Genomic DNA, 12,839 nt, shown 5'->3' on the forward strand with positions numbered 1-12,839 from the left:
CGCTCAATGCTTCGAAACCACTGTGCAAAATGACTTCTCGGCCCTTCACTCATCCACGCGCCCGCCACGGCATCACCAGGGTGCCGACGAGGTGGATGAGGAAGCTCGACCCCAGGCCCAGCACGCCGATGGCGATCATGCCGAGCGCGATGTCCGCATACTGGACCAGCGAATAGGCTTCCCAGGTGAAATAGCCGATGCCGAACTGGCCGGAGATCATCTCGGCGGCGATCAGCGACACCCAGGCCACGCCCATGCCGATGGTGAGGCCGGTGAAGATCTGCGGCAGGGCGCCGGGAAAATAGACATCGCGAAAAGTCGCCATCTCCCCGGCGCCCAGGCAGCGGGAGGCGCGCACCAGCACCGGGTCGACGTTGGCCATGCCCTGCAAGGTGTTGAGCAGGATGGGGAAGAACGAGCCGAGGAAGGTGATGAAGACGATGCTCTGCTCGTTGGTGGGCCATAGCATGATCGACATGGGCACCCAGGCGATGGCCGGGATCGGCCGCAGCACCTCGGTGATCGGCAGCACGGCCTCGCGGAACAGGCGGTAGCGGCCCATGGCCAGCCCCAGCGGCACGGCGATGAGCGCCGCCAGCGCGAAGCCAAGGCCGATGCGCCGGCAGGAGAGCAGCACGTGCCGGCCAAACTGTGGATCGCTCGCCGCCAGTAGCGCCCGCTCCAGCACGGCGAGCGGCGTGGGGATGTTGACGAAGCGGACGAAGGCGTTGACCCGGTAGGTGGTGAGCAGGTGCCAGGCCAGGACGAAGGCGGCGAGCGCCACCGTGCCGACCAGGACGGCCCGCAGGTGCGGCCAATAGAAGGCGAGCAGGCGCACCGCAGCAGGCTTGGTGGCGGGCCTGGCGGCCGGCGAAGCCCCGGCCCGCGCCGGCGCCTCGGGCGGGGCGTCGACCGCCAGCGCGGCCTCCGCGTTCAGCCGGTAGAGAGCGGTCTGAGCCATCTCAACCTCCCGCCGCGACCGCCTTCAGCGCCGCGTCGAAGCCGACCGATTGGCCGCCACTCTTCTGTGCCTCGGCGTCCGCGTCCTTCTTGAGCAGGAAGGGCTTGATCTCGGCCGCCTTGCCGGCGCCACGCACCGCATAGAAGCCCTGGTCGGCAAACAGCTTGGTGCCACGGGCGGTGTCGTAGAAGTAGGTGACGTTGACCTTCTTGTTGTTGGCCTTGAGCTCGGCCAGGGCGCCGAGCGTGCACTCCGGGCTCGCGAACGGCTGGATGCCCTCGCCGTCGATCCAGATCTCGCCGGCCTTGCGCGGCTCGGTGATCGGCTTGTTGCAGAAGGTGTCCTGGCCGCCGACCTCGTAGTTGGAGGTCGCAGCAAGCTGCGTGTCGTAGTCGAGCCCCAGCTCGGCGAAGGCCTTGCGGACATAGGTGTCGTTGACCCAGGCCTTGACGTCGAACTCCTTCATGCGCCCCAGGTTCTGCAGCACCTTGGCGTCCTCGCCCGCGTCCGCCACCAGCTGCGGCTTGATGGTGGGATCCATCGTCATGATGCCGCCGGGGCCGAGGAAGATGTAGACGACCTCCTTGTTGATGCCGGTCCACTGCGCGATCTTCTCGGCTGCGCGCTTGGGATCCTCGCGCACCCATCGATTGGCCTCAATGGTCGCCTTGATGTAGGCGACGACGACCTCCGGATACTTTTCGGCGAAATCGGTGCGGACGACGACGCCGTGCCAGGTCGGCGCATTGGTCTCGACGCCGTCGAAGATCTTTCGAGCGAAGCCGCGGAACGGCAGCAGCTCGGCGAAGGGCACGAAGTCGGCGTGGGCGTCGATCTTCTTTTCCTGCAGGTTGGTGGAGCCGACCTCCGGGCTCTGGCTGACCAGCTGGATCGTATTGGGAGCCCAGCCGCGATCCTGGAAGGCCTTGAGCACCATGCCGTGGGCGGCCGAGCCGAACGGCACGCTCAGCACCTTGCCCTTGAGGTCGGCGAGCTCGTAGTAGGGCGAATCCTTGTGGACGACGACGCCGTTGCCGGAGCCGTCGAGGTTGTAGGCCGCCACCGCGATCAGCTGGCTCTTGCTGTCCGGATTGCTCTGGAAGGTGAAGCCGTTGACGATCAGCGGGTAGTCGCCCATGCCGCCGAATTGCAGCTTGCCCGCCATCATGCCGTTGGTGACGGGCGGGCCCGAGGTGAAGTTGTTCCACTCGAGCTCGAAGGTGATATCGGCGTACTTGCCGGTCTTGGGCAGGTACTTGTCCAGCAGCTTCAGCTCGCGAACGACGGCGCCTGTCGTCACGGTGTTCGTCGTGGTGTCCTGCGTGCCGATGCCGATCTTGACCGCTTCGGCGCGCACGGGAGCCACCCAGGCGAGGGCCGCCGCCGCACCCACCGCCGCCAGCGCGAGACGTGTCCGCTTCATCGATCGCTCCGCCTCATCATCAACTCGGAAAGCCGTTGCTTCCCTCGGCTCGAATGATCGGCGGCAGATGATCGGAAGCAAACCAAGATGGGGCGGCTTGGTCGATTAGTTTCCTCATTGGCCGCCGCTGACGTCATTTGCGGCAGCTCGATCACCGCGCGCCCGCGATTTGGGCAGCGGCGAGCCGCCGTCAGGCGGCAGCGCCCTTCAGGCCTTGCAGTTGGTCGGCCCGATGGATCACCAGACGGGCCTTGTCCGCGGTGAGGATTCCCTGCTGCTGCAGGCGCTTGAGGCTGATGGTCACCCATTGGCGAGTGGCGCCGACCATGTGCGCGAGCTCGGCATGGGTGAAGCCGGCGCGGATGACGATGTCGCCGTCCTCCTCCAGCCCGTAGAGATCGCTCAGGTGCAGCAGGAGGTGAGCCAGCCGCTCGGTGACGGAGCGGGTGCCCAGCATCTGCGCCAGGGCGGAGTAGCATTTGCCCTTGAACGACAGGCCCTCGATGAGGCCGATGGCGAGCGCCGGGATGTCGCTCGCCAAGCGGCGCAGCGCCTTGCCGGGAATGAGGAAGACGACGCTGTTGGCCGCCGCCACCCCGGACCAGAGGTGCGGGGTGGAGCCGAACACCTCCGGCCCGCCGACGAAATTGCCGGCGTTCCAGTAGGCGAGCGTGATCTCGCGGCCGGAGGGGGCCGTGTAGAACACGCGGATGCGGCCGCTCTCGACGAGGTGGATGCCGTCGTGCACAGCACCCTGGCTGAACAGCGTCTGGCCACGGTAGAGCACACGCCGCCGGCCATGGCTGAGCACGATCTCCCGCTCGCGCTCGCCGAGCGCCTGCAGCAACGGGCGGGGACCGCCGACGAGTGTGGCGTTCTCGGTCAGCAGCAGCGATTCGCCAGGACCACGGGCGGAACGGCCAGGGCTGGATCCCGCAGCGATCGTGGCTGTCTGGAAAGACATCGCAACTGGTCTCCTCTCCGCCCCAAGGCGGGGAACCAGCATAAGCCGTGCCAATCCGAGAAGAATTCTAAACTGAATGCCGGGCGGAGAGGATTGTTCTCCACCGACGCACGCCCTCGGGCGAGCCGCAACAAACCTCGCGCGCGGGCAGCCCCTTGTTCGCGCAAAGCTCGCTCATACCGGCCGCGGCGCCGCCCCGCATGTTATCGCTCAGGACTTGGCCGCTCAGGACTTGGCTGCTCAGGACTTGGCCGCGTGCTCCGGCTTGCCCTTGCGCTTCGTCGACGCCATGTCGTGCAGCTCCTTCTCGCTCATCGACGTCTCCATCGACTTCGATGCGCCCTTGAGCTCGCTCTTGCTGATGTCGCCGCGCTTGGCCGCGAGCGCCGCACCGGCGGCCTTCTGCTGCGCTTTCGATTTGGCGGGCATGGCCTTGCTCCTCGTTCTGCCGGCAGCCGCACCGTGTCGGAGCCGGCATCGGAACAACGGCCGGCCGGTGACAAAGGTCCACCTGGCGCGCCACAGGCTCAACGAGTCGCGCGATTGTCTTCGGCTGCTGCGGCGGCTAGAGACGGGCGGTCGTTCTGAGTGGATGGGTGGCCGGCCGAGCCGGGCATGACGAGGCTGGAAGTCCGATGAACACCGTCTCCGGCACCGGGCCGCACGCCTGGACTGAACCTGCGGCGCGCATGCTGCTCAGGGCCATGTTCGACGCAGCGGTCGCGGCCGCGCAGCCCGCCACGACCCTCGCCCGCCACCTGCCGCCGCCGCCGAAGGGGCGCACGATCGTCGTCGGTGCCGGCAAGGCTGCCGCCGCCATGGGGCGCGCCCTGGAGGAGGCCTGGCCCGGCCCGCTCAGCGGTCTGGTGGTCACCCGCTACGGCCACAGCGTCCCCTGTCGCAGCATCGAGGTGGTGGAAGCGGCCCATCCGGTGCCCGATGCGGCCGGCCTCGATGCAGCCCGTCGCATCCTGGCGATGGTCTCCGGCCTGACCGACGACGACCTGGTGATCGCGCTGATCTCCGGCGGCGGCTCGGCGCTGATGGCCCTGCCGGCGCCGGGCATCAGCCTCGACGACAAGCAGGCTGTCGGCCGGGCGCTGCTCAAGTCGGGCGCCTCGATCGACGAGATGAACTGCGTGCGCAAGCACCTGTCGGCGGTCAAGGGCGGCCGGCTGGCCGCCGCCGCCTATCCGGCGCCGATGGTGACGCTGCTGATCTCCGACGTGCCCGGCGACGATCCGTCGGTCATCGCCTCCGGGCCGACGCTGGGCGATCCGACCACCGCCGCCGACGCACTCGCGATCCTCGACAAGTACCGCATCGACGCGCCTGCGCCAGTCCTGAGCCGGCTTCGCGCCGGCGGCGACGAGACGCCCAAGCCGGACGATCCGCGCCTGGCGCGCGCCCGCTCCGTCGTCATCGCCACGCCGCAGGCGTCCCTCGAGGCCGCCGCCCAGGTGGCGCGTGCCGCCGGCATCGAGCCGCTGATCCTGAGCGACGCGATCGAGGGGGAGGCGCGCGAGGTGGCCAAGGTGCTGGCCGCCGTGGCCCGCCAGGTGGCGCTGCGCGGCGAGCCGGCCGCCCCGCCCTGCGTGCTGCTGTCGGGAGGCGAGACGACGGTGACGGTGCGCGGCGGCGGACGCGGCGGCCGCAACGTCGAATTCCTGCTGGCGCTGGCCGTGGCGCTCGACGGCCTGGCCGACGTCTATGCCCTGGCGTGCGATACCGACGGCGTCGACGGCGCCGAGGACGTGGCCGGAGCGATCGTCACCCCCGATACGATGGCGCGGGCGGCGCAGCTCGGCATCGACGGCAAGGCGAGCCTGGCCGACAACGATGGCCACAGCTTCTTCGAGATGCTCGGCGACCAGGTGATCACCGGCCCTACGCTCACCAACGTCAACGACTTCCGCGCCATCCTGGTCGTGGCGCGGCGCGCGACGCCGGGCTGACCTCCGGAGCGGACGCCATGGCGGCCCCTTGATCCCGCTGCCGCATCCGGGCCAGATCGTGGGCTGGAGGCGTCGGTGCCGGCCCCGTGCGTCCATGCCGATCGGCATGCGCCGGCACCGCCGCTAGTGTGGCGAATCCGAAATTCGCACCACCTCGGGGCAGCGCTGGGAGCGAATTTCGGATTCCTAAGCCACACTAGCAACTCTATGATTCTAGTGTGGTTTAATGGATCTGAAGTTCCTGAACGTGGATGCCATGTGGGGAGCAGGAACTTCAGATCCACCACACTGGAGCGCTTTGCGATTGGATGGAACCACCCAATCGCAAAAGAAGCGCTCCAAATTCAAAAATCACCGGCAGGAGACGCAGACGTGCCCAGCGCCGAAGCCCCACGGTCACCGGACGGCGCAGGCGAGGCGGCAGCCTCCCTGGGCGGCTACCGGAAAGGCGAGGAGGCCAGCGCCCGAATCCTCGAAGCCGCGCTGCGATCGTTCGGCGCCAACGGCTTCAAGGCGACCACGACGCGGCAGCTCGCCGAGGATGCCCAGGTCAACCTGCCGGCGCTCAAGTATTATTTCGGCAGCAAGGAGGGCCTCTATCTGGCCTGCGCCCGCGAGATCGTCGGCCGTTACGAGGCGCACATGCTGGGGCTCGTCGCCGATGCCCGGTCGGCGGCCCGCGCCGGCATGGGCCCGGCAGCAGCCCGCTCGCGGTTGAAGGAGGTCGTGGGGGCGCTGGCCGAGTTGCTCGTCGGCAGCCCGGAGGCCGAGATCTGGACGTCCTTCGTCCTGCGTGAAATGGCCGACCAGGGGCCCGCATTCACCATTCTCTACGAGCAGCTCTGGGCGCCCGGCATCGCCCTCATCGCGACCCTGATCAGCCGCGCTCGCGGCGAGGACGCCCCCTCGCCGGCCGCGCGCATCGAGGCGCTGCTGCTGGTCTCCAGCCTCACCGCCTTCAGCACGGCGCGGCCGGTGGCGCTGAGGTATCTCGATTGGCCTGACACCGACGGGGCGAGGTTCGCCAGCGTCAGGCGCGTCATCGACGAACAGATCGACCGCATCGGCTGAGCGGTCCTCAGTCGAGGCGCTTCTCGATCTCGTCCCTGATCGATTCCGGCTTGGTGGCGGGGGCGAACCGCTCCACCACATGCCCCTGCCGATCCACCAGGAACTTGGTGAAGTTCCATTTGATGCCCTTGCTGCCCAGCAGGCCCGGCGCTTCGGCCTTGAGCCACGCGAAAAGCGGGGCGGCCTCCGGGCCGTTCACATCGATCTTGGCGAACATCGGGAAGCTGACATCGTAGGTCAGCTTGCAGAAGCTCGCGATCTCCGCGGCGTCTCCCGGCTCCTGCTGGCCGAACTGGTTACAGGGAAAGCCGAGCACGACGAGGCCGCGCTCGCGCAGGTCGCGGTACAGCACTTCGAGGCCCTCATACTGGGGCGTGAACCCACACTTGCTGGCCGTGTTGACGATCAGAAGCACCTTGCCACGGTAGTCGGAGAGCCGAACCTCGCTGCCGGTGATGTCGCGCGCCGTGAAATCGTAAACGGTGGTCATTCTCGCCTCGATGCACTCGATGGGGATGGATCACGCGGAGTCCGGCAAGGCGATCCGCCTGCCATACATTTGCAAGATCGTCACTCACGGAGTGGGCTGCAACATCCGCGCAGCCGCTCTCCCCAAAGTGGTCGTTTGCGCTGCGCCCTCCTTCGGGCCCAGCCGTGCCGCGGGAACCGTCTGGGCCGCGGCCCCCCGGCCGAGAATTCGACCGGCGGCGCATTGACAGGCCGGGCGGCAGTTCGAACATTCGGGCCCCCTCGCCCTCCGGATCCGGTTGCGTGCACGATCTCAACGACCGCCAGAATGCCATCCTGTCGATCGCCCGCAGCGTCGGGCACGTGGAGGTCGACGAGCTCGCGGACCGGTTCGAGGTCACGCCGCAGACGATCCGCCGGGATCTGAACGAGCTGTGCGAGCGCAACCTGCTGACGCGGACCCACGGCGGTGCGGTGGCCTCATCGTCGGTCGAGAACCTGTCCTACGAGGCGAGGCGACAGATCGCGGCCCCGGCGAAGCGCGCCATCGGCACGGCCGCCGCGGCGCTCATTCCGGATAATTCCTCGCTCTTCATCAATGTCGGCACCACCACCGAGGAGGTCGCGCGCGCCCTCGCCGCGCGCAGGGACCTGCTCGTCATCACCAACAACATCAACGTGGCGCTGACGCTCTATCCGTTCGCATCGATGAAGGTCGTCATCGCCGGCGGCCCGGTGCGTCATTCCGACGGCGCGGTCGTCGGCAGCGCCGCCGTCGACCTCATCCGGCAGTTCAAGGTGGACACCGCCGTCATCGGCGCCTCGGCCATCGACGAGGACGGGTCGCTGCTCGATTTCGATCCGCTCGAGGTCAACGTCTCCCGCGCCATCATCGAGAACGCGCGGCGCGTCCTCCTGGTGTGCGATCAGACGAAGATCGCGCGGGCGGCGCCGGTGCGGATCGGCCACATGTCGCAGATCGACACCTTCGTGACCGATCGGCTGAGCTCGGAGCGGCTGCGGTCGATCTGTGCGGCGAACAGCGTCGAGATCGTGGAGGCGCGACCTCACGACGGCCCGGAGTAGCGGGCCGGTCTCGCTGCCGTGCGATACGCGATAAATGTTCGTTTTTTTTGCTTGCGAACATGATGATGTTCGTTTTAGCGTCCTGAGCCTGCTAACAAGAACGCATCGGCTCGGGGAAGGGTCTCGCCTCCCCGAACCCGGGATCAGGGAGGAAACGGATGAATTGGAGGTCGCTGCTCTATGCCTCGGCCGTCATCGGCGCTGCGCTGCTGCCGCACGGCGCGGCACGCGCCGACGGCGTCCAACTGCTGCCGCCCAACCTCTTGGCGCCAGCCGGCACGGACATGGTGCCAGCCGGGACGTTCAAGAAGGATCCGCCCTGGGTCATCGGCATGTCGTGGCCGGGCGTCGGCAATACCTGGATCGTCCAGACCATTCAGGAGATCAAGTACGCGGGCAGCCAGGATCCGAACATCAAGGAGTTTCGATTCGCCGAAGCCAATTGGCAGCCCGCCAAGCAGGTCGCGGATATCGAAGACCTGATGGCGCGCAAGGTCGACGCCCTGCTCGTGGTGCCGATCTCCGTCGACTTGGTGAAGGCGCAGATCGACGCTGCTGCGGCGGCCGGGATCCCGGTGATCGTCTTCAGCCCCGGCGGCACCTTCAGCGGCGCCGCGGTCTCGGTCTATGGCGGCGGCGAAGCCTTCGGCAAGGCCGGCGGCGAATTCCTCAAGGAGCGGCTGCACGGGAAAGGCACGATCTGGGCGTTCCGCGGTGTCGCCGGTGTCGGCGAGGAGATTTCTCGCTACGAAGGCCTGAAAGCGGCGCTCAAGGGAACCGACATCAAGATCGGCGCCGAGGTCTACGGCGATTGGAACTACGCCAAGGGCAAGCAGCTGTGCGAGAACCTCGTCGCCTCCGGCCAGCCGGTCGACGGCATCTGGTTCTCCGGCGCCGACATGACGCGGGCGTGCTTCGACGTCTTCAAGGACCTGGGCCGGCCGCTGGTGCCGATGACCGGCGAGGCGAACAACGGCTTCCTGCGCTCCTGGAAAGCGGCTGGAGCCGACGCCGTGGGGCCCATCTTCACGCCCGGACTGGGGCCCGCGATGGTGCGCGCCGCCGTCGCCCTGCTGAAGGGCGAGCCGATGTACAGGGCCTACTATTCGGACCCGCAGCCGATCACGGCGGCGAACTTCGACGCCTACTATCGGCCCGATCTCAACGACGCCTACTGGTTCCCGTCGACCCTGCCTGAAGACGTCATCAAGCAGACGTTCAAGCGCTAGCGCGCTTCGGTTGGGTGGAATCGCCCAATCGCAAGAGAAGTGCTCCAGATTCAAAGAACTCGAACGGGATACGAGGGGTCTCCGCATGTCCGACGGGCCGCCTGCGCCGGCAACCGAAACGCCATCCGCGACGGTCGAGTTCCGCACGATCGGCAAGCGGTTCGGCGCGGTCGATGCGCTGTCGCGCGTCACGTTCGCGGGCCGCGGAGGAACGGTCCACGCGATCACCGGAGAGAACGGCGCCGGCAAGTCGACACTGATGAAGCTGCTCGCCGGCGTCTTCCCGCCCGACGCCGGCGAGATCCTGATGGACGGTCGTCCGGTCCATATGCGCGGGCCGTCCGAGGCGCGTGCAGCCGGCGTGTCCACCGTCTTTCAGGAGCTCACGCTGCTGCCCAACCTCACCGTCGCGGAGAACCTCTTCCTCGGCCGGGAGCCGCGAAAGCTGGGCTTCGTCGACAGATCGGCCATGCGGCGGGAGGCCCGCAGCCTGCTCGACCAGGTCGGCGTGGACCTCGACGTCGACGCCATCTGCGGCGCCCTCACCATTGCCGAACAGCATTTGATCGAGATCGCCAAGGGTGCGGCGGCCCGGTCCCGGATCATCATCTATGACGAGCCGACGGCGGCCCTCGACGCGGTCGGCGTCGACAAGCTCGTCCGGCTGATCGAAGGCCAGAGGCGCGACGGAAAGCTCGTCTTCTACATCAGCCATCGCCTCGACGAGATCTTCCGGCTCAGCGACATGGTCACCGTGCTGAAGGACGGACAGCTCGTCACCACCCGTCCGACCGCTGACCTCACCCGCGATGGCCTCGTCTCGCTCATGGTCGGGCGCGAGCTCGCGCAGCTCTACCCCCGGCGCGGCAGCCGCATTTCCCCGCCGCGCGTCGCCGTGAGCGTCAGCGGCCTCGTGACCGAGGCGGGACGCCCGCCGGTCACCTTCGACGTGCATCGCGGCGAGATCGTCGGCCTGGCGGGCATCGAGGGACAGGGACAGAGGGAGATCGTTCGCGCGCTGTGCGGGCTTGCGCCACGTGCCGGCGGTACCGCGCGCAAGCTCGACTCCTCCGGCTCCGCCGTGCCGCTCGGCTCCTCGGTCGTCGCGACGACGAGGGCCGGTGTCGGCTTCATCCCGGAGGATCGCAAGCAGGAAGGCCTCTGCCTGCCGCTCAGCATTCAAGAAAACATCGGGCTCGGCCTGCTGCGCACATCGTCCATGCTCGCGCTCGCCGCCGTGGATCGGCCGGGGGTCCGGCGCCTCATGCAGGAGATGAACGTGCGCGCCCACAGCGAGAGCCAGGTCGTTTCGTCGCTCTCCGGCGGCAACCAGCAGAAGGTGATGATCGGCCGCTGGCTCGCCTCCGGCGTCGACATCCTGCTCGTCGAGGAGCCGACCCGCGGCGTCGACGTCGGCGCCAAGTCGGAGATCTACCGGCTCCTGCGCGGGTTCGCGGACAACGGCGGCGCGATCCTGATGACGTCGAGCGAGCTCACCGAGCACCGGGGGCTCTGCGATCGCATCCTGGTCGTGCGCGAGGGCGCCATCGTCGCCGACCTGGCGGGGCATGAGGCGACCGAGGAGATCGTCATGACGCATGCGCTGCTGGGGCGGGCGCGCGAGGAGCTCTGCGCATGATGGCCGGCGGTACGCGCAATCCAAGCGGCATGCCCGCGCTCAGCCCAGGGGGTGGGGGCGGACATGCGGCGTCATCTCGACGTGTCGGCAAAGGGTCGCGAGCCGGAGCGCTGTTCCGATCGGCGAACCTCGGCCGCGGCCGCTCGGGGCTCGGCCTCGTTGCCGTCGGCCTGCCGGCCGCCATGTTCATCCTGCTGTCGATCTTCTCGCCCGATTTTCTCGGCGCGCAGAACATCGCCAACGTCAACAGCCAGATCACGGCCCTCCTGCTCGTCGCTCTGGGCCAGCTCATCGTGGCGCTGATCGGCGGCATCGACATCTCCGTCGGGTCCGTCGTGAGCCTGACCAGCGTGTTGATCGTGATCGTCGATCCGTCGCTGGCCGTGCCCGCGGCGTTGGCGGCGGGTGCCGCCGTCGGCCTCGTGAACGGCTGCGGCGTCGCTATCTTCGGTGTCCATCCGCTCATCATGACGCTGGCGTCCATGACCTTCATCCAAGGTCTCGCCTTGCTGTTTCGCTCCGGCGCGGGTGGAACCGTTCCCGCCTCCCTGATCACGCTGGCGAAGGCGACCATCGCGGGCCTGCCCGCCTCGTTCTTCTGGTGCGTCCTGGCGGCCGGCGCCGTCTGGACGCTCCTCAGCATGACCCGGTTCGGCCTGCGCATCTTCGCGGTCGGCGGCAACGCCGACAGTGCGGCCTTGAGCGGCGTGCGCGTCACGGCCGTGCGCATCGCCTGCTACGTATTGTGCTCGCTGAGCGCGGCGACGGCCGGGATCTACCTGACCGGGCGGATCGCGACCGGCGACCCGACCATGGGCCAGCCGTTCGGCCTCGATTCCGTGACGGCCATAGCGCTCGGCGGCGTGCAGCTGTCGGGCGGCGTCGGCAGCGTTGCCGGCGCCGTGCTCGGCACCATCACGCTCGGGCTGATCGCCAACGGCATGAACCTGCTCGGCGTCTCGCCCTTCTTCCGGGCCGTGGTGACCGGCGTGCTGCTGCTCGCGGCCGTCAGTCTGCAGCGGCGCAAGGTGATCGGCATATGACCGGGATGATCGTCGACGACCGCGCGACCGGCTCGCGCTGGATGAAGAGGCTCGGGACACGGCTTGCCGGCCTGCCGGTCGCCTATGCCGCTACGGCCGTGCTGTTGATCTGCGCCGGCCTGGCACGGCCCAACCTGCTGCAGCCCTTTCTGCTGCTGCTGATCCTGCGGCAGGCGGCGCCGCTCGGCATCGCCGTCATCGGCCAGTCGCTGTGCATCAGGCTGCTGTCGCTGGACCTGTCGTTCGGCGGCGTGGCGATGGCGGTGAGCTATGTTCTGACGAGCGGCGTCATACCGCTGTCCGAGCCGGCGCTCATCGGGCTCTGCCTGGCGCTCGGCGTAGCGGTGGGCGCCACCAACGCCTTCTTCATCGCCAAGCTGCGGGCATCGTCGGTGATCGTGACGCTGGCGATGGTGCTCATCCTCGGCGGCCTGGTCACGGCGCTCAGCCAGTTGCGCGCGCCCGGCGAGGCGCCGGCGATACTGCGCCAGATCTGCCAGGCGCGCATCGGCGTCCTGCCCGTTCCGGTGCTGGTCTGGCTCGCCGTCCTGATCCCGATGGCCGTGTTTCTCCGGTTTTCGGTGTTCGGCCGCTACGTCGACGCCATCGGCGCCAATCCCAAGGCGGCGCTGGCGTCGGGCATCCCCTACGTGAGGACGATCTTCGCCGCGCACATCCTATCGAGCCTGTTTGCGGTCCTCAGCGCCTTCCTGCTCGTCGGCTTCGTGGGCTTCGGCAGCCTCAGCATCGGCGCGGACCTGGCGCTGAACTCTCTCGCCGCGGTGATCCTCGGCGGCGTCACCTTCGGCTCCGGCAAGGGCGGCGTGATGGGCCCCGCGGTGGCGGCGTTCATGCTGATGTTCTGCTTCAACCTGTTGACCAGCTTCGGGCTCGGCGAGCCCGGAAAGCAGATGGCCCAGGGCGCTGTCATCGCGCTCGCCGCCATCGCCTATGCGACGCGCGGTGCGCGGCGGGAACCTTGAGAGAGCAAAGGGAGGAC

Annotated in this window: 12 protein-coding genes; 7 read left to right on the forward strand and 5 right to left on the reverse strand. The window is 68.2% G+C overall.

Features of this window, described 5'->3' with window-relative positions:
* Positions 1 to 49: 49 nt before the first annotated feature.
* The 4 genes from ACZ5PO_RS04300 to ACZ5PO_RS04315 all read right to left on the reverse strand — a co-directional run bounded on the left by ACZ5PO_RS04300 (position 50) and on the right by ACZ5PO_RS04315 (position 3,777).
* The gene (locus ACZ5PO_RS04300) at positions 50 to 961 is read right to left on the reverse strand and encodes an ABC transporter permease (protein WP_464190612.1); all 912 of its coding nucleotides are present in this window, start codon (positions 959 to 961) and stop codon (positions 50 to 52) included.
* 1 nt (position 962) lies between these two features.
* Positions 963 to 2,384, reverse strand: a complete 1,422-nt coding sequence (locus tag ACZ5PO_RS04305; protein WP_464190614.1) for an ABC transporter substrate-binding protein — start codon at positions 2,382 to 2,384, stop codon at positions 963 to 965.
* Between the two features lie 190 nt (positions 2,385 to 2,574).
* Entirely contained in the window at positions 2,575 to 3,348 is a 774-nt protein-coding gene (locus tag ACZ5PO_RS04310; protein ID WP_464190616.1) for a Crp/Fnr family transcriptional regulator, read from the reverse strand.
* A 240-nt stretch (positions 3,349 to 3,588) separates the two neighbouring features.
* Positions 3,589 to 3,777, reverse strand: coding sequence for a DUF3008 family protein (locus ACZ5PO_RS04315; RefSeq protein WP_464190619.1), 189 nt, complete (start codon positions 3,775 to 3,777; stop codon positions 3,589 to 3,591).
* 206 nt (positions 3,778 to 3,983) lie between these two features.
* On the opposite strand from ACZ5PO_RS04315, the gene ACZ5PO_RS04320 reads away from it, so the two are divergent.
* Positions 3,984 to 5,303: a glycerate kinase type-2 family protein gene (locus tag ACZ5PO_RS04320; protein WP_464190621.1), complete on the forward strand. Its 1,320-nt coding sequence runs from the start codon at positions 3,984 to 3,986 to the stop codon at positions 5,301 to 5,303.
* A 372-nt stretch (positions 5,304 to 5,675) separates the two neighbouring features.
* On the forward strand, positions 5,676 to 6,374 hold the full coding sequence (locus ACZ5PO_RS04325) for a CerR family C-terminal domain-containing protein (protein ID WP_464190623.1): 699 nt from the start codon (positions 5,676 to 5,678) through the stop codon (positions 6,372 to 6,374).
* A 7-nt stretch (positions 6,375 to 6,381) separates the two neighbouring features.
* On the opposite strand, the gene ACZ5PO_RS04330 is transcribed toward ACZ5PO_RS04325, so the two are convergent.
* Positions 6,382 to 6,864: a glutathione peroxidase gene (locus tag ACZ5PO_RS04330; protein ID WP_464190625.1), complete on the reverse strand. Its 483-nt coding sequence runs from the start codon at positions 6,862 to 6,864 to the stop codon at positions 6,382 to 6,384.
* A gap of 281 nt (positions 6,865 to 7,145) precedes the next feature.
* On the opposite strand from ACZ5PO_RS04330, the gene ACZ5PO_RS04335 reads away from it, so the two are divergent.
* The 5 genes from ACZ5PO_RS04335 to ACZ5PO_RS04355 all read left to right on the forward strand — a co-directional run bounded on the left by ACZ5PO_RS04335 (position 7,146) and on the right by ACZ5PO_RS04355 (position 12,822).
* A complete protein-coding gene (locus ACZ5PO_RS04335) occupies positions 7,146 to 7,928 on the forward strand; it encodes a DeoR/GlpR family DNA-binding transcription regulator (RefSeq protein ID WP_464190627.1) in 783 nt (260 codons plus the stop codon).
* Positions 7,929 to 8,086: 158 nt separating this feature from the next.
* A complete protein-coding gene (locus ACZ5PO_RS04340) occupies positions 8,087 to 9,157 on the forward strand; it encodes a substrate-binding domain-containing protein (protein ID WP_464190629.1) in 1,071 nt (356 codons plus the stop codon).
* An 85-nt stretch (positions 9,158 to 9,242) separates the two neighbouring features.
* The gene (locus ACZ5PO_RS04345; protein ID WP_464190631.1) at positions 9,243 to 10,796 is read left to right on the forward strand and encodes a sugar ABC transporter ATP-binding protein; all 1,554 of its coding nucleotides are present in this window, start codon (positions 9,243 to 9,245) and stop codon (positions 10,794 to 10,796) included.
* Positions 10,793 to 11,839 (forward strand): ABC transporter permease, encoded by a 1,047-nt coding sequence (locus tag ACZ5PO_RS04350; RefSeq protein ID WP_464190633.1) that lies wholly within the window; start codon positions 10,793 to 10,795, stop codon positions 11,837 to 11,839. Before ACZ5PO_RS04345 ends, ACZ5PO_RS04350 begins: the two co-directional genes overlap by 4 nt.
* Positions 11,836 to 12,822 carry an ABC transporter permease gene (locus ACZ5PO_RS04355; protein WP_464190635.1) on the forward strand — a complete coding sequence of 329 codons (987 nt, stop codon included), beginning with the start codon at positions 11,836 to 11,838 and terminating at the stop codon, positions 12,820 to 12,822. Before ACZ5PO_RS04350 ends, ACZ5PO_RS04355 begins: the two co-directional genes overlap by 4 nt.
* The last annotated feature ends 17 nt before the right edge of the window (positions 12,823 to 12,839 follow it).

The sequence above is a fragment of the Chelatococcus sp. KU-N122 genome (genome assembly GCF_055391085.1).